Here is a 15,766-nt window from a genome sequence, read left to right as displayed (position 1 = left end):
CCTATCGTCGCGGAGGTGGACACGGACCGACGCTCGATGTACGTCGTGGGTGACGTGCACGGGCACCTCGCCGAACTGACCAGGGCCCTGCACGTCGCCGAGCTGTGCGACGAGGAGGGGCACTGGACGGGTGGCGAGGCCGAGCTGTGGTTCCTCGGCGACTTCGTCGACCGCGGCCCCGACGGCGTGGGCGTGATCGACCTGGTGATGCGCCTCGGCGAGGAGGCGGCGCAGGCGGGTGGCTCGGTCAACTCGCTGATCGGCAACCACGAGGTGCTGCTGCTCGGCATGTACCGGTTCGGCGACGAGCAGGTGCCGGACAGCATGGGGCCGCGGTCGTTCGCGCGCAGCTGGCTGCTCAACGGCGGGCTGCGCAGCGACCAGGACCGGCTGACCGACGCGCACGTCGAGTGGCTCACCAGCAGGCCCGTGCTGAAGCTGCGCGACGACCACCTGCTGATGCACTCCGACACGGCGGCCTACCTCGAATGGGGGTCCTCGATCGAGGAGGTCAACGAGGCGGTTCGCCAGGTGCTCAAGGGCGACGACCTCGTCGACTGGTGGGAGTGCTGGCGCAAGATGACGACCCGGTACGCGTTCCGCGGTCCGCAGGGGCCGGAAATCGCAGACGAGCTGCTGGCGACCCTCGGCGGCAGCAAGATCGTGCACGGCCACAGCGTCATCGCTGATCAACTCGGGGTGCCTCCGGACCAGATCGACGGGCCCCTGGTGTACGCCGACGGCAAGGTCCTGGCGATCGACGCGGGCCTCTACAGCGGCGGTCCGTGCCTGGTCGTCCCCTTGCCATACGCCGAAGCCTGACTACGGTCTGGTGGATGACCGCCAGCTACTCCTCGGGCACGTCCGCCGCCCCGCTGCTGGGCGACACGATCCACGCGAACTTCGCAGCGACCGTCGCGCGCTTCGGTGACCGCGAGGCACTTGTCGACAAGGCCACAGATCGCCGGTGGACGTACGCGGAGTTGTCGGCGGAAGTCGACAAAGCGGCAGCCGGGCTGGTGACGCTCGGCGTGCGCAAGGGCGACCGGGTCGGCATCTGGGCACCGAACTGCGCGGAGTGGGTCTTCGTGCAGTACGCGACAGCCCGGATCGGCGCGATCCTGGTCAACGTCAACCCGGCGTACCGCGTGCACGAGCTGGAGTACGTGCTGAACCAGGCTGGCATCCACACGCTGGTCTCCGCGCGCTCGTTCAAGACCTCGGACTACGCGGGCATGATCGAGGAGGTCCGCCCGCGCTGTCCGTCGTTGCGCCACGTCGTGTTCGTCGACGATCCACAGTGGACCGGCAGTGAGATCCCGGACACCGAGCTGGACCGCGACGACCCGATCAACATCCAGTACACGTCCGGCACCACGGGATTTCCCAAGGGCGCAACGCTTTCGCACCACAACATCCTCAACAACGGTTACTTCGTCGGCGAGCTGCTGAGCTACACCGAGAACGACCGCATCTGCGTGGTCCCGCCCTTCTACCACTGCTTCGGCATGGTCATGGGCAACCTCGCCGCGACCAGCCACGGCGCGTGCGTCGTGATCCCGGCCCCGGCATTCGACCCGGCGAAAACCCTTGCGGCGGTTCAGGAAGAGCGCTGCACCAGCCTGTACGGCGTGCCGACGATGTTCATCGCGATGCTCGACCTGATCGACGACTACGACCTGTCGTCGTTGCGCACGGGCATCATGGCTGGCTCGCCCTGCCCGGTCGAGGTGATGAAGCAGGTCGTCGAACGGATGGGCATGCGCGAGGTGTCGATCTGCTACGGCATGACCGAAACCTCCCCGGTGTCAACGCAAACACGCGTCGACGACTCCCTCGACCGTCGTGTCGGGACGGTCGGCAGGGTCGGCCCGCACCTGGAGGTCAAGATCGTCGATCCGGACACGGGCCTCACGGTCCCGCGCGGGGTGCCGGGGGAGCTGTGCACGCGCGGTTACTCCGTCATGCTCGGCTACTGGGAGGAGCCGGAGAAGACGGCGGAGGCGGTCGACCGGGCGGGCTGGATGCACACCGGCGACCTGGCGGTGATGGACGACGACGACTACGTGAACATCACCGGCCGCATCAAGGACATGGTCATCCGTGGCGGCGAGAACATCTATCCGCGCGAGATCGAGGAGTTCCTCTACACGCACCCGGACGTGCTCGACGCGCAGGTGATCGGCGTGCCCGACGCCAAGTACGGCGAGGAGCTCATGGCGTGGGTGCGCCTGCGGGAGGGCGTCTCGGGGTTGACCGCCCAGGCCGTGCGGGAGTTCTGCACCGGGAAGCTGGCGCACTACAAGATTCCGCGGTACGTGCACGTCGTCGAGGAGTTCCCGATGACGGTCACGGGCAAGGTCCGCAAGGTGGAGATGCGGGCGAAGGCCGTGGAACTGCTGGAGCTGGACGACAGCACCGAGCACGCCTGAGCGGGTTGTCGGAAGTTGTGTCCGCAACTCGCTGGGCAGGACCACGTCCGCTTCGCCTGGTAGGCCCGGCCTGTGCGCGTTGCGAGGTGGATGAAGGAACCCTTCATCCACCTGGGGTGGATGAAGGAACCCTTCATCCGCAACGTGGGAGGCTGCGAGCCCGGAGGTTGTGGACAGGAGACTTGGCCAGGTGCCTAGGACGGCAGCTTCGGCTCGATCGCCGTCATCACGGCCTCAGCGATCTCGCACGCCCTGCCACCTGCATCGGTGAGCATCTGGGCGGAGGTCAGGTCGCCGGAGTGAGTCAGCACGACACCGCACGTGCCCCGACCGGCGCTGTTCTCCGCCAGCACGCCGGAGTGGCTGCCGATGGTGATCGGTGAGGTCTTGAGCCCGTCCGGCTCGGCGAGGTACTGCGCGGGCGTCATGCCGTCGCGAACGCTGATCATCAGCGGGCCGGAGTCGTCGGAGAGCCAGAAGCAGCTGGAGGCGTTGGCGTAGCCGTTGTAGAAGCGGTGCTCGGTGAGGAGGGCCGGGTCGAACAGCCGGCACGCGGGCGTGTCCGAGGGCGGCGTGGTCGACGGCACGACGAGGGGCTCGATCGGTTTGATCTCAGGCCCTGCGAACGCGCAGCCGGAGAGCCCGAGGGCGGTGACGAGCACAACGAGGCGCGGAGTGTTCACGGAGCGAAATCGTTCCGTGAGTCAACTGTCCCCGCAGCTCACGAAGGGGTGAAAGGACCCTTGTGGACGGAGTGTGACGGGCGCAACATCGGTGGATTCCGCCAAAAGGAGGCGCGCATGCTCACCGCCACGAAAACCACCACGATGCTGCCCGTCGAGGACGCCGAGCGCGCCGGGCGCTTCTACTCGGACATGCTCGGCCTGAAGCCCGTCGCCACCGGCGCGGACGGCACGCGGATCTTCGAGCTCGGCCAGGGCGACTCGCTGGGTCTGATGCCCGCGGAGAAGGGCGCTCAGACCGCGCACACCGTCCTCAGCTTCGAGGTGCCGGACCTCGAGGGAGAGATCCGCGAGCTCGAGGGCAAAGGCGTGCGCTTCGAGGACTACGACATGCCCGACCTCAAGACGGTCAACCACATCGCGACCATGGGCAACGAGCGCGCGGCGTGGTTCTGCGACACCGAGGGCAACATCCTGTGCCTGCACGAGCTGACGGGCGACGGAGCCTGACGGCCGTGCCACCGAGTGGTCTCCCGCTCCTCGCCCCCGACGAGGAGCGGGGGACCCTCACGGCACCTCGACGATCTCCTTGCCCAACGGCACCAGCGAGACCTTCACCAGCTTGAAGTTGGCGACGCCGAGCGGGATGCCGATGATCGTCACGCACAGCGCGATGCCGGTGACGATGTGGCCGATCGCGAGCCAGAAACCGGCGACGACGATCCAGATGACGTTGCCCAGCAACGATCCGGTGCCCGCGCCCGGCTTGTCGACGACCTCGCGCCCGAACGGCCAGAGCGCGTAGTTCGCGATCCGGAACGACGCGATGCCCCACGGGATCGTGATGATCAGGACGCAACAGATGAGGCCGGCGACCGCGTAGCCGACGGCCATCCAGAACCCGGCGAGCACGAGCCAGATCACGTTCAGGATGAGGCGCATACCTTCAATCTAAGCTCACGCCATGAAGTGGGGTGTGATCGCTACAGGCGGTATCGCGCAGACCGTGACCGCCGACATGCTGAAGGTCGAGGGCGTGCAGGTCCTCGCGGTGTCCTCGCGTGACGAGAGCAGGGCGCAAGCGTTTGCCGAGCGGTTCGGCATCGAGCGCGCGTACGGCGACTACCACGACCTTCTCGCTGATCCCGACGTCGAGGTCGTGTACGTCGCGACCCCGCACGGGCAGCACCACGAGGTCACGCTCGCCGCTCTCGACGCCGGGAAGCACGTGCTGTGCGAGAAGGCCTTCGCGCTCACGGTCGCCCAGGCCGAGGAGATGGTCGCCAAGGCGAGGGAGAAGAACCTCTTCCTGATGGAGGCCATGTGGACGCGGTTCAACCCGTTGGTTCGCAAGGTTCACGAGGCCATCCGCGACGGTGAGATCGGCGAGGTCCGGTCCCTGCGCGCGACCTTCGGCTTCTCGCTCGACTTCGACCCCGACCACCGGCTCTGGGCCAAGGAGGCGGGTGGCGGCGCGCTGCTCGACCTCGGCGTCTACCCGGTTGCGCTCGCGCACATGCTGCTCGGCGTGCCGCTGGAGGTCAGGGCGTGGGGAGGCAAGGCACCGTCCGATGTGGACTCCGACGCGGGTCTGCTGCTCGGGTATCCCGGCGGCGCCCACGCGTTGCTGAGCTGCTCGCTCGTCGCGGACCTCGGCTGCACGGCGGACATCGTCGGCACCAAGGGCAGGATCGACATCGCCGAGCCGATGTTCGCGGCCACCAAAGCGACGATCAACGGCGTCGAGCACACGATCGAGGACGGCGGCTACACGCACCAGATCCGCGCGGTCGAGGAGTGCGTGGCCGCCGGTCTGACGGAGAGTCCCGCGATCACGTGGCAGAACACGCTGGAGGTCATGCGCACGTTGGAGGAGGCGCTGGGCCAGATCGGCGTGAGCTACGCGGACGTCGTCAAGTAGATCAACGCCACGTTCAGCACCACCACAGCGAACACCACCGCGGAAGCGGCAACGGTGACCGAGCGCCGGTTCGTGTACGAGCCCATCAACGGCCGGCGCGCGGTCAGCCACACCAGCGGCACCAGGGCGAACGGGATGCCGAACGACAGCACGACCTGGGACAGCACCAACGCGAACGTCGGGTCGACCCCGAACGCGAGGATCACCAGTGCGGGCACCAGAGTGACGATTCGCCTTGCCAGTAAAGTAATCCGCACCCGCAGCAGGCCGTCCATCACGACGGCACCGGCGTAGCAGCCGACCGCGGTGGACGCGAAACCCGAAGCCAGCAAACCGAAGGCGAACAACAGCGCGATCCCGCCGCCCAGCTGGGTGCCGACCGCCGCGTGCGCTCCTTCCAGCGTGTCCACCCCATCGCGACCCTGCAGCGAAGACGCGGCGACGAGCAGCATCGCCATGTTCACCGCACCGGCGAGCAGCATCGCGACCACGACGTCGACCTTCGTCGCGCCGAGCACCGACGGGTTCCTGCCGTGCCGGTCGCGGGCCAATGCGGAGTGCAGGTACACCGCGTGCGGCATCACGGTCGCGCCGAGCATGCCCGCCGCGAGCAGCACGCTGTCCGCGCCGTCGAACCGCGGCACCACACCCGCAACGGCCCCGGAAACCGACGGCGGTGACACGAAGAGCCCCGCCATGAACCCGACGGCGATCACGACCAGCATCGTGGTGATCACGCGCTCGAACGGCCGTTGCCCGCGCTTGTCCTGCACCAGCAACAACACCGTCGACACCACACCGGTGATCACGCCACCGAGCAGCAGTGGCAGGTCGAAGAGGATCGCCAGCGCGACGGCACCGCCGAGCACCTCGGCCAGGTCGGTCGCCATCGCGACGACCTCCGCCTGGCCCCAGTACGCGAGCCGCACCGGCCGCGGCAGGTGATCGCGCACCGCCTCCGGCAACGACTGCCCGGTGACCAGACCCAGCTTCGCCGACAGGTACTGCACGAGCCCCGCCATCACGTTCGCGACGACGAGCACCCAGACCAGCAGGTACCCGAACCGCGCGCCGGCCGCCGTGTTGGTGGCCACGTTGCCGGGGTCGACGTACGCGATCGCGGCGACGAACGCCGGCCCGAGCAACGCCGCACCCGTGCGCAGGCGCGTGCTGACAGCGACCACCGGACACCCCCTTGTTGCAAACCTATCGCAACAAGCGCCCGGCTTGGGGAACGCGGGGGCCCCGCGTTCCCGGCGTCAGGCCTCCAGCGTCGCCCTCGCGACCGTGACGACCGCGTCGATCGCGCTGTCGAGATCGCCGCTCGGCATCAGCAGGTGGCTCAGGGCGAGCCGCACGGTCGTCTCGGCCGTGAGCCGCACGTGCCTGCCGGGGAAGTGTTCGCTGAGGTGCCGCTCGACGACCTCGGTCGCGTGGAACAGCACGGGGTGGCCGCGGGTCGTCAGGAACGGCAGCAGGTCCTCCGCGTCCTGCCCGGTCAGCACGGCGGAGACCAGCCGGTCCTTCTCGGTCTGCTCGAAGGTGAAGCGGAACGCCGACCGCATCGCCTGCCACGGGTCCGGGTCCTGCTTCAGGCGCGTCACGATGCCGGAGAGGTACTCGTCGGTCCGGTGGGCCGCGACGGCCTGGACGAGCCCCTCCTTGTTGCCGAACTCGTTGTAGACGGTCTGCCTGCTCACCCCGGCGCGACTGGCGACCTCGATCATGCGCAGCCCGTGGAACCCGTGGGCGGCAAGGAGGTCGGCTGCCGCGTCCACCAAGAGCTCGGTGATGTCACTCACGCTCCCACCTTTACACAGTTACAGCTTTTGTAAAGACGTAGAGTTGATTTCTGTGCCGTTCACCGTGGGCTTCGACCTCGACATGACCCTCATCGACCCGAGACCCGGCATGGCGGCCGTGATGAACGAGGTGGGCGCGCGCACCGGCCATCAGCTCGACGGCGAGCACTTCGCGGCGAACCTGGGCCCGCCCCTCGACATGATCTACCGCGAGATGGGCGTGCCGGAGGACGAGGTCCCGGACATGGTGTCGCTCTTCCGCGCGCTCTACCCGGACGTCGTGATCCCGGCGACGGTCGCGCTGCCCGGCGCGGCCGCCGCGTTGCAGTGCGTGCGGGAGCTCGGCGGCCAGACCATGGTCGTGACGGGCAAGTACCGCAAGAACGCCGCGCTGCACCTGGAAGCGCTGGGCTGGGAGGTCGACCACCTCTACGGCGAGCTGTGGTCGACGGGCAAGGCCGAGTCGCTGAAGCTGCACGGCGCCGCGATCTACGTCGGTGATCACATCGGCGACATGCGCGGGGCCGCGGCGGCCGGTGCGCTGGGCGTCGGCGTGGTGACAGGGCCCTGCTCGCGTGAGGAGCTCGCCGGGGCGGGTGCCGCGGTCGTCCTGGAGGACCTGCGGGAGTTCCCGGAGTGGCTCAGGACCTCTTCTGGCGTGCTTTCCTGATCACCGCGATGATTCCGAGACCCAGGCCGACGGCCGGCAGGTAGGTCGCGATCACGTTCAGCCACACCGGCAGGTCGCTGTGGCCCGTGGCGAAGAGCACGAAGACCGCGATGATCGCCAGTACGCCCACGGCGAACAGGCCGATGGCCAGCGGCATCAACTTCGGAGCGGTCATACCGGCAGGGTAGTCGCGCTAACGGAGGTGCCTTCCGCCTGGTCTTCTCGCTAGTCTGGTGGGACGCGTCCTGGGTGCGCCCACGGGCGCGTTCGTTGTGCTTCAAGCTAGGGAATGGTGAGCGCGGTGCCGACCGGCAAGGTCAAGTGGTACGACACGGAGAAGGGCTTCGGGTTCGTCACCCAGGACGGTGGCGAGGACGTCTACGTCCGCAAAGCCGCGCTGCCCCCCGGCGTCACCGGTTTGAAGGCCGGTCAGCGCATCGAGTTCGGCATGGCGGAAGGCCGTCGTGGTCCGCAGGCGCTGTCGGTGCGCCTGATCGACCCGCAGCCGTCGGTCGCCGAAGCGCGCCGCCGTCCCGCGGAGGAGCTGCACGGCCTGATCGAGGACATGATCAAGCTGCTGGAGAACAAGGTGCAGCCCGACCTGCGCCGCGGCCGCTACCCGTCGGACAAGAAGAGCATGAAGCTCGTCGCCGAGGTCGTCCGGGCGGTGGCGCGGGACCTCGATCCGTAAAAAGATCGTCCGCATGTCTGAAGCGGATCATCTGGCTGCGGATCGGATCGTCGAGTTCCTCTACGAGGTCGGCCAGCTCAAGCGCCTGCCCAGGGCGGGGTGGCTGTTCGCCGGGGTGCAGAACCCCGAGTCGGTGGCCGCCCACTCGTTCCGGGTGGGCGTTCTGGCGTACGCGATCGCCGTGCAGGAGGGGGCGAACCCGGACCGGGCGGCGACGCTCGGCCTGTTCCACGACGTGCCCGAGGCGCGCATCGGCGACATCCCGTACGTCGGCAAGCTCTACCTCGACGTGAAGATGCCGCCCGAAGCCGTGGCCGCCGACCAGGTCCGGCACCTGCCGCCGCCTCTCGCCGCGCACATCGAGCAGCTGATCGCCGAGCACGAGTCGGCCAAGAGCGACGACTTCACGCCGGAGGCGCGCTGCTCGCGTGACGCGGACAAGCTCGAACTGCTGTTGCAGGCCAGGGAGTACCAGGCCGCCGGGGTCACGAAGATGGACCGCTTCATCCAGACCATGCGGGCGTCGGTGGTCACCGACACCGGCAAGGCGTTGATGGAGTCGGCGCTGAAGATCGTTCCCAGCGAGTGGTGGGAAGCGTTCGGCAGGCGTTAGCCGGTGACCTCGACGGCCCAGAAACCGCGCAGCAACGGCTCACCGGTCTGCATGACCGCCGCGGCCGCCTCGTGGATCTCGATGCCCAGCAGCTGGTCGGTCTTGTTCGGCAGGGCGAGCGTGTAGGTGAAGTCCTCGCCCTTGCCGAGCAGGTTGGTGCCCGAGGTCCTCTCCTGGCCGTTCGCCTCCCGGTAGAGGAACACGGCTTCCCAGATCCCGTTCGCGATCTGGCCGTCGACCGAGATCTGCACGACCTTGCCCGCGGGGACCTTGAGCCGCGCCGGCTTGCCCCGCTCCGCGCAGTTGTCGCCGTTGAGGTCGCAGTAGACCGCCGGTTCGACCCGGATGGTCTTGCCGTTCGCGTAGAACGTGACCTCGGGGTAGTGGCGGGGCAGCGCGCACCCCGTCAGCACGAGAACGCTGGCGGCCAGGACAGAAGCAAGTCGACGCACGTCAGGCAGCCTACGGGGTCGCGGGAGTCGGCCTGCGGACGAGCCTGTGCAACGACGTTCCGTTGCGGTACATCCACGTCTGCGCCAGGCCCACCGCGAGCAGCACGGCGAGCACCAGGAAGCCGACCCAGAACGTCGCGGGCAGCAGCACGCCGAGCGCACCGCCGAAGACCCACGCGAGCTGCAGGATCGTCTCGGAACGGCCGAACGCCGACGCGCGTGACTCCTCCGGCAGGTCGTCCTGGATCACCGCGTCCAGGCTGACCTTCGCGAGCGACGACGCCGTGGCGCCCAGCAGACCGACGATCGCCGCGGTGACCAGGCCCGGCAGCGCGGCGGCGACGATCGTGGCCACCAGTGCCGTGGCGACGCAGGCGATGACCACCTCGTCCGGTTTGCCGAAGTGCTGGCGCGCGCCGATCGCGTTGCCGAGGAAGCTGCCCGCCCCCGCGGCACCGGCGATCACGCCGAGCAGCAGCAGTTGCCGCACCGCGTCGCCCTCGGTCTCCGCGCGGACCACAAAAGCCGCGAACAGCGTGAGGAAACCGGTCAGCATGCGGATGGAACCGTTGCCCCACAACGCGACGACGATGTGCCGCGACATGGGTTGCTTGGCGGACCTGGACCTCAGCGTCGCCGGGACCTCGCCCTCGGTCACCTCGACCCACGACGGGATCTTCATGCACAGCCACGCGTTCACCAGGCACAGCGCCGCGGTGAACCACAGTGCGCCCGGTGAGCCGAACACCTTCGCGAAGCCCGCTGCGAACGCACCGAACACCGCGCCCGCCGCGAGACCGAAGACCGTCATCCTGGCGTTGGTCTTGGACAGCGTGATCTCCGGCGGCAGCACGCGCGGGGTGATCGCGGACTTGAGGACGGTGAACGACTTGGACAGCACCATGCTGCCGAGCGCGGCCGGGTACAGCAGCCAGTTGTCGAAGTTCAGCGCCATCACGACCGACAGCACGATCCGCAGCACGCACGACGCCGCGAGCGCGAGCCTCCGTCCACGCTGGATCCTGTCGAGCAACGGCCCGATGACCGGTGCGATCAACGCGAACGGCGCGACCGTGATCAGCAGGTACAGCGCGACCTTGGTCTTGGACTCCGCACTGGCCGCGCTGAAGAACAGCGTGTTCGCCAGCGCCACGGCCATCGCCGCGTCGGCGGCGTAGTTCATCATCACCGCGTAGGTGACCGACGACATGCCGGACTTCTTCGCACCGTCGGCGTGGGCCGCGCGCCGGAACGCCGCGACCGCCTGCTGCGAGAGCTGCTTGCTGCGGAACCACGCGACGCGGGTGACCGTGAGCTTCTTCGGCGGCTTGGGCGTCGGCGTCGTCTGCTGATCTTCGTTCGGCAGCGGCCGGGTGTTCTGAGGGCGCCGCGGCGGGGGCTGGAAACCGTGTTCGGACGCGGTTCCGCGACGTTCCCGCGGCTGGTACTCGTCGTCCTGCCACGGGTAGCGCTTCGGAGTCGGTTCGTCACTCCACCCGCGGTCGCCCGTCACACACTAATCCTGCCCCATTCCGTTGAACCTCACTCGGAAGATGGTCGGCCAGTTCTTGCCTGTGACCAGGAACTCGTTGGTGCCCGGGACGTGCGCGATGCCGTTGAGGACGTCGACGTTCTCGCCGGTCGGCTTGAGCGTGGACAGGTCGTAGGTGTTGGTCACCTGACCGTTCGCGGGATCGATGCGGACGATCTCGTCGGTCTTCCACACGTTCGCCCACACCTTGCCGCCGACGCACTCCAGCTCGTTCAACTGAGTCAGCGGCTGGCCGTTGCGGGTGACCTGGACGTTTCCGGTCTCGTTGAACGACTTCGGGTCGCGGAAGGTCAGCTTCGCGCTGCCGTCGCTCATGATCAGCCGCTGACCGTCGTCGCAGATGCCCCAGCCCTCGCCCTCGTAGCTCACGCGGCGGACCTCGTTCAGCGTCTTGCGGTCGCGTTCGATCGCCACGCCGTTGCGCCAGGTGATCTGCCAGATGGTGTCGCCGAGGACCGTGATGCCCTCGCCGAAGAAGTCCGGTGGAAGATCGACTTTCTTCTGCACGTTCCCGCTCGACGGGTCGAGCGCGCGCATCGACGACTGACCAACCAGGCCGGTGCCCTCGTAGAGGACGCCGTCGACCAGTTCCAGCCCCTGGGTGAAGGCCGCTGTGTCGTGCGGGATCTTCTGCAGGACTTCTACCTGCGGTTTTGCTTCTTGCTGGGTCGAGCAGGCGGCCAGAACCGCGACGAGGACCAGCCAGACGGGTGAGCGCACCCAACGGAGGGTGGCACGAGTTTTCGTCCCGGCGAAGACCTGCGGCACAATTCACGACGTGACCGCGACTGAGATGCTCCTCGACGCCGTTGATCTCGCCCGCGCCGCTGCGCAGGAAGAGGCAGGTGTGGAACGCGTCGGCGCTCACGTCGGGGTGCACGGCGAGGACGAGTACTCCGTCACGCACCTGTTCGAGGCCGAGCACGCGGGCTACCGCGGCTGGAACTGGGCGGTGACCGTCGCGTACGCGGGCGAGGGCACGCCGGTGTCGATCAGCGAGGTCGTGTTGCTGCCCGGTCAGGACGCCCTGGTCGCGCCGGAGTGGGTGCCGTGGAGCGAGAGGGTCCGCGCCGGCGACCTCGGCGTCGGCGACCTGCTGCCGCCCCGCGAGGACGACCCGCGCCTGGTCGAGGCGTACGTGCAGTCCGACGACCCCGCGGTCGAGGAGGTCGCGCTGGAGATCGGTCTCGGCCGCACGCGCGTGCTGTCCCGCGAGGGCCGCCTGGACGCCGCGGACCGCTGGGTCTCCTCCGACTTCGGGCCGAAGTCCGACATGGCCCGCAGCGCCCCCGCGCACTGCGGCTCGTGCGGCTTCTACACCCGCGTGGCCGGTGCCTTCGGCGCCGCGTTCGGTGTGTGCGCGAACGAGATCTCGCCCGCGGACGGCCACGTCGTGCACGTCGAGTACGGCTGCGGCGCGCACTCGCAGGCCGAGGTCGACATCAGCCCGATGGTGCCGGTCGCCGATCTGGTCTACGACGACGCGCAGCTGGACGTTCTGGACGTCTCGGAGTGACCGACCCGTTCGGCACCGAGGCCCTGCGCACCTCGGTCCTCGCCGCGTGGCGCGGGTCACCCACCCGCTTCCGCGAAGACGCGAACGCTGAAGAAGATCTTCGTCTCGGTGGCTACCGGGACCGCCTGCTCGTCGAGCTCGCCCAGAACGCCGCCGACGCGGCGGGTGCCGAGCCGGGTGTGTTGCGGATCACTCTCGTCGACGGCGAGCTGCGTGCCGCGAACACCGGCGCACCGCTGACCGCCGCAGGAGTCGCGGCGCTGGCGTCGTTGCGCGCCTCGGCCAAGGAGTCCGGGGTCGGCCAGTTCGGTGTCGGGTTCGCGGCGGTCCTGGCCGTGTCGGACGCGCCGCGCGTGGTGTCGACGTCGGGCGGGGTGGAGTTCTCCGCCGAGCGGACTCGTACCGAGGTGCCGGAGCTCGCTTCCGAGCGCGGTGGCGACGTGCCGGTGCTGCGCCTGGTGTGGCCCTGTGCCGAGTCGGTGCCGGACGGTTTCACGACCGAGGTCCGGCTGCCGCTGAAGGTCGACGTCTCGCTGGACGACCTGGCCGCCGAGGTCCCCGACCTGCTGCTGGCGCTGCCCGGTCTGCGCCGCATCGAGATCGGCTCCCAGTCGTGGGAGCGCTTCGTGACCGCGGACGGCGTGGTCACCGTCGGCTCGTCGCGCTGGCTGGTCGAACGCGCCGTCGGTGAACTCCCGGCCGAGCTGGTCCAGGGCGTCGAGCACCGTCCTCAGTGGACGGTGTCGTGGGCGTACCCGCTGGACGGCCCGCTGGGCGAGGACGTGCTGCACGCACCGACCCCGACCGACGAGCGCCTGTCCCTGCCGGCCCGCCTGATCGCGACCCTGCCGGTCGAGCCGTCGCGCCGCCGGATCCTGCCGGGCGCCGCCGCCTGGTCGGTGCTGGACGCCGCCGCTGAGCTGTACCCGTCGCTGATCGCACGGGTCCCCGCCGTGGAGCGGACCGCGCTGGTGCCGCTGCCGGGCTTCCCGCTGTCCGAAGTGGACGACCGGCTGCGCACCGCCGTGCTGCGGTCGTTGCGTGCCGCTTCGTGGCTGCCGCTGGCCTCGGGTGAGTGGATCGCGCCAGCGCGTGCCCGCGTGCTGGACGTCGGCTCGGAGGAGCTCGTCGAGCTGGTCGAGGACGCGTTGCCCGGCCTGCTGGACGCCGAGCTGTCGGCACCGGTGCACGCGAAGGCGTTGGCGGCGCTGGAAGTTCCGCGGGTGTCTGTGGCCGAGGTGGTCGCCGCACTGGCCGGGGTTTCGGGCGATCCGGGCTGGTGGCGAGAGGTCTACGCGGCGTTCGAGCCGTTGGCCGAGGTCGATCCGGACGTTCGTGAGGCGCTGCAGTCGCTGCCGGTGCCGTTGGCTGACGGGCGCACGGTCACCGGGCCGCGGACCACCCTGATCGCGGACGAGCCGTTGCCCGGGCTGCGGGTCGTGCATCCGGATGCGGTGCATCCGTTGCTGGTTCGGCTGGGTGCTGTCGAGGCCGGGGCTTCGGAGCTGCTGGCTGACCCCGCGCTGCGGGAGTCCGTGGCGCGGTCCGTGGAGGACGCCGAGGCCGGGCTGGACGGGTTCGACCTGGTCGAGACCGTGCTGCGGCTGGTGGACCGGGCTGGGGTTCGGGCGGGCGAGGAGCCTTGGCTCGGGGCGTTGGCGCTGCCCGATGGTTCGGGGGAGTGGCATCGGGCGGACGAGCTGCTGATGCCGGACTCGCCGCTTGTCGGTGTGGTTGAGGCTGACGCGTTCCCGTTGCTGTCCAAGGAGATCGCTGAGGCCTATCCGCGGGCTGCCCTGGTCGCTGTCGGTGTGGTCGACACGTTCTCGCTCGTTGTCGATGACGAGCCGGCCGGGCCTGATCACGATCTGCCGGACGAGTCCGCCTGGTGGGCTTCGGTGCCGGACGAGCCTCGGCGTGTTGTGGCCGTGCGTGATCTGGACCTGGTGGCGGACTGGCCGGCCGCGTTGCGGTTGCTGGCTTCGGATCCGGTCACCTGGAGGGCTGTTGCCGAGCCTGACGGGTACACCGGGTGGTGGATCGCCCGGCACGCGTCGTTGGCCGGGAAGGCTCCTCGCGAGTACCGGCTGGCAGAGGCGTCGTTGCTCGACGGGCTCTTCGATGTCGTGCCGGATTTGGAGCTGCCGGAGCACGTTCTGCGGGCGGCTGGGGTCCGGGGCCGGTTGGAGATCTGGGACGACGATGATGCCGAGTTCGTGTTGGAGCGGCTTGGTGAATCGGACCGGGTGATCGCTGACGCCGTGGTGTTGCGGGCGTACGCGGCGTTGCCCGAAGGGGATTTCGCGCCGCCTGAGCGGGTTCGGGTGCTTTCCGGGGCCGTGGCTGCGGCTGACGATGTCGTTGTGCTGGACCATCCCTGGTTGCTCGGGGTGGTGCCTGCGTCTCGGGTGCTGCTTGCGGACGGGTCTGAGGAGCTGGCGGATCTGTTGGATCTGGCGCTGGCTTCTGAGGAGTTCTCCGGGTCGCCTGATCATGTGGGTGAGGTTGTTCAGTGGCGGGACCTGGGGGCGGTTCGCATGGCGTGCGAACTGTTGGAGGTTGCGCTGCCGGATGGTGTTGTTGTGGTGCACGAGTCGTTGTTCGTTGATGGGCAGCGGGTTGAGTGGTGGATGGCGGATGGGGTTCCGCATGCTGCCGACACGCCTGAAGGGCTTTCGCGGGCGCTTGCTTGGGTTGCTGGGCGGTGGGGGGATCGGCACACGTTTGCTGCGTTGATCACGGATCCTTCGGCGGCTACGTTGTTGGGCTGATTTGGGGGTGCGGTGGGTTGCGTCGCCGTGTCCGGTTCCTGTTTCAAGCTTGGGGCTCTGCCCTTACCCCGCCAATCTGATCAAAGACCGGCCAGCGCCGTCTGCGGGTTGATGGCACGCCTGACGCTCCTATAGATGTCAAGCGATGGCTGCGAGGTCTTTCATGATCGCTGTGTGTGCTTCGCGGAGGATGTAGCGCTTGAGGCAGCGGAGGATGTCGCGTTTGGTGAGGCCTTGTTCGGTGCGTCGTTGCAGGTAGGCCTGGGTGCGTGGGCAGTAGCGCAGGCGGACGACGGCGACGACGTGCAGGACGCGGTTGGCTTGGCGTTCGCCGCCTTTGTTGAGGCGGTGCCGGTCGGTTCGTCCGGATGAGGCTGGGAGTGGGGCGACGCCGCAAAGTTTGGCGAAGGAGGCTTCGCTGCGGAGTCGTTCGGGGTTGTCGCCGGCGGTGACGAGGAGCTGGCCTGCGACGTCGGTGCCGATGCCGAGCAGGCGGACCAGGGTCGGGGCGGTGGCGGTGACCAGCCGGTCGAGGTGTTTGTCGAGCTGGGTGATCTGCTGGTTGAGGGCGATGATTCGCTCGGCTATGGAGCGCAGGGCGAGCATGGTGCCGTGGATGGGGTTGGCCAGCTTGGTGAGGTCGGGTTCCAGGGCGGTGCAGGC

18 protein-coding genes are annotated in these 15,766 nt (G+C 68.8%); 9 read left to right on the top strand and 9 right to left on the bottom strand.

Annotated elements, in window-relative coordinates:
- Positions 1–36: 36 nt before the first annotated feature.
- Together AOM45_RS33150 and AOM45_RS33145 are read left to right on the top strand one after the other, a co-directional pair.
- A complete protein-coding gene (locus AOM45_RS33150; RefSeq protein WP_030470863.1) occupies positions 37–822 on the top strand; it encodes a metallophosphoesterase in 786 nt (261 codons plus the stop codon).
- Between the two features lie 14 nt (positions 823–836).
- Positions 837–2,432 (top strand): AMP-binding protein, encoded by a 1,596-nt coding sequence (locus AOM45_RS33145; RefSeq protein WP_030470862.1) that lies wholly within the window; start codon positions 837–839, stop codon positions 2,430–2,432.
- Between the two features lie 194 nt (positions 2,433–2,626).
- Here AOM45_RS33145 and AOM45_RS33140 read toward each other — a convergent pair whose 3' ends face one another.
- Positions 2,627–3,115, bottom strand: coding sequence for a DUF3558 domain-containing protein (locus AOM45_RS33140; protein ID WP_156094162.1), 489 nt, complete (start codon positions 3,113–3,115; stop codon positions 2,627–2,629).
- 117 nt (positions 3,116–3,232) lie between these two features.
- On the opposite strand from AOM45_RS33140, the gene AOM45_RS33135 reads away from it, so the two are divergent.
- On the top strand, positions 3,233–3,625 hold the full coding sequence (locus tag AOM45_RS33135; RefSeq protein WP_030470860.1) for a VOC family protein: 393 nt from the start codon (positions 3,233–3,235) through the stop codon (positions 3,623–3,625).
- Between the two features lie 57 nt (positions 3,626–3,682).
- Here the strand turns inward: AOM45_RS33135 and AOM45_RS33130 are convergent, their stop codons facing one another.
- A complete protein-coding gene (locus AOM45_RS33130; protein ID WP_030470859.1) occupies positions 3,683–4,057 on the bottom strand; it encodes a YccF domain-containing protein in 375 nt (124 codons plus the stop codon).
- A 22-nt stretch (positions 4,058–4,079) separates the two neighbouring features.
- Here AOM45_RS33130 and AOM45_RS33125 point away from each other — a divergent pair, with 22 nt between their 5' ends.
- A complete protein-coding gene (locus AOM45_RS33125; protein WP_030470858.1) occupies positions 4,080–5,036 on the top strand; it encodes a Gfo/Idh/MocA family protein in 957 nt (318 codons plus the stop codon).
- Here AOM45_RS33125 and AOM45_RS33120 read toward each other — a convergent pair.
- Complete coding sequence (locus tag AOM45_RS33120) at positions 5,015–6,220, bottom strand: Nramp family divalent metal transporter (RefSeq protein WP_030470857.1); 1,206 nt, start codon at positions 6,218–6,220, stop codon at positions 5,015–5,017. The genes AOM45_RS33125 and AOM45_RS33120 overlap by 22 nt on opposite strands.
- 75 nt (positions 6,221–6,295) lie before the next feature.
- Entirely contained in the window at positions 6,296–6,838 is a 543-nt protein-coding gene (locus tag AOM45_RS33115; RefSeq protein ID WP_162185721.1) for a TetR/AcrR family transcriptional regulator, read from the bottom strand.
- A gap of 52 nt (positions 6,839–6,890) precedes the next feature.
- On the opposite strand from AOM45_RS33115, the gene AOM45_RS33110 reads away from it, so the two are divergent.
- Positions 6,891–7,508, top strand: a complete 618-nt coding sequence (locus AOM45_RS33110) for an HAD family hydrolase (protein ID WP_156094161.1) — start codon at positions 6,891–6,893, stop codon at positions 7,506–7,508.
- Here the strand turns inward: AOM45_RS33110 and AOM45_RS33105 are convergent.
- Positions 7,480–7,683 (bottom strand): hypothetical protein, encoded by a 204-nt coding sequence (locus AOM45_RS33105; RefSeq protein WP_030470854.1) that lies wholly within the window; start codon positions 7,681–7,683, stop codon positions 7,480–7,482. The genes AOM45_RS33110 and AOM45_RS33105 overlap by 29 nt on opposite strands.
- 126 nt (positions 7,684–7,809) lie before the next feature.
- On the opposite strand from AOM45_RS33105, the gene AOM45_RS33100 reads away from it, so the two are divergent.
- The gene (locus AOM45_RS33100; RefSeq protein ID WP_030470853.1) at positions 7,810–8,199 is read left to right on the top strand and encodes a cold-shock protein; all 390 of its coding nucleotides are present in this window, start codon (positions 7,810–7,812) and stop codon (positions 8,197–8,199) included.
- A gap of 13 nt (positions 8,200–8,212) precedes the next feature.
- Entirely contained in the window at positions 8,213–8,812 is a 600-nt protein-coding gene (locus AOM45_RS33095; RefSeq protein ID WP_030470852.1) for an HD domain-containing protein, read from the top strand.
- Here the strand turns inward: AOM45_RS33095 and AOM45_RS33090 are convergent.
- From AOM45_RS33090 to AOM45_RS33080, 3 genes are read right to left on the bottom strand one after another with little or no spacing between them, the layout of a single operon-like run.
- Complete coding sequence (locus tag AOM45_RS33090) at positions 8,809–9,264, bottom strand: DUF2771 family protein (protein WP_162185720.1); 456 nt, start codon at positions 9,262–9,264, stop codon at positions 8,809–8,811. The genes AOM45_RS33095 and AOM45_RS33090 overlap by 4 nt on opposite strands.
- A 10-nt stretch (positions 9,265–9,274) precedes the next feature.
- Complete coding sequence (locus AOM45_RS33085; RefSeq protein WP_051784261.1) at positions 9,275–10,777, bottom strand: MFS transporter; 1,503 nt, start codon at positions 10,775–10,777, stop codon at positions 9,275–9,277.
- A gap of 3 nt (positions 10,778–10,780) precedes the next feature.
- The gene (locus tag AOM45_RS33080) at positions 10,781–11,536 is read right to left on the bottom strand and encodes a glutaminyl-peptide cyclotransferase (RefSeq protein WP_030470849.1); all 756 of its coding nucleotides are present in this window, start codon (positions 11,534–11,536) and stop codon (positions 10,781–10,783) included.
- 58 nt (positions 11,537–11,594) lie between these two features.
- On the opposite strand from AOM45_RS33080, the gene AOM45_RS33075 reads away from it, so the two are divergent.
- Both AOM45_RS33075 and AOM45_RS33070 read left to right on the top strand, forming a co-directional pair.
- Positions 11,595–12,332 (top strand): DUF3027 domain-containing protein, encoded by a 738-nt coding sequence (locus AOM45_RS33075; RefSeq protein WP_030470848.1) that lies wholly within the window; start codon positions 11,595–11,597, stop codon positions 12,330–12,332.
- Positions 12,329–15,103 carry a sacsin N-terminal ATP-binding-like domain-containing protein gene (locus AOM45_RS33070; protein WP_030470847.1) on the top strand — a complete coding sequence of 925 codons (2,775 nt, stop codon included), beginning with the start codon at positions 12,329–12,331 and terminating at the stop codon, positions 15,101–15,103. The genes AOM45_RS33075 and AOM45_RS33070 overlap by 4 nt, the downstream gene beginning before the upstream one ends.
- Before the next feature lie 138 nt (positions 15,104–15,241).
- Here the strand turns inward: AOM45_RS33070 and AOM45_RS33065 are convergent.
- Positions 15,242–15,766 (bottom strand): transposase (locus AOM45_RS33065; RefSeq protein ID WP_156249752.1); only part of this gene is annotated, 525 nt, incomplete at its 5' end.

This window comes from Lentzea aerocolonigenes (genome assembly GCF_000974445.1).
GTDB classification, from domain to species: domain Bacteria; phylum Actinomycetota; class Actinomycetes; order Mycobacteriales; family Pseudonocardiaceae; genus Lentzea; species Lentzea aerocolonigenes.
The sequence above is the reverse complement of the archived record's forward strand: the minus strand, read 5'-3'. Positions and strand labels throughout refer to the sequence as shown.

Coding starts and splice junctions, on each gene's coding strand:
- AOM45_RS33130 (WP_030470859.1), bottom strand. CDS start 4,057: ATGCGCCTCATCCTGAACGTGATCTGGCTCGTGCTCGCCGGGTTCTGG.
- AOM45_RS33095 (WP_030470852.1), top strand. CDS start 8,213: ATGTCTGAAGCGGATCATCTGGCTGCGGATCGGATCGTCGAGTTCCTC.
- AOM45_RS33150 (WP_030470863.1), top strand. CDS start 37: ATGTACGTCGTGGGTGACGTGCACGGGCACCTCGCCGAACTGACCAGG.
- AOM45_RS33145 (WP_030470862.1), top strand. CDS start 837: ATGACCGCCAGCTACTCCTCGGGCACGTCCGCCGCCCCGCTGCTGGGC.
- AOM45_RS33105 (WP_030470854.1), bottom strand. CDS start 7,683: ATGACCGCTCCGAAGTTGATGCCGCTGGCCATCGGCCTGTTCGCCGTG.
- AOM45_RS33125 (WP_030470858.1), top strand. CDS start 4,080: ATGAAGTGGGGTGTGATCGCTACAGGCGGTATCGCGCAGACCGTGACC.
- AOM45_RS33135 (WP_030470860.1), top strand. CDS start 3,233: ATGCTCACCGCCACGAAAACCACCACGATGCTGCCCGTCGAGGACGCC.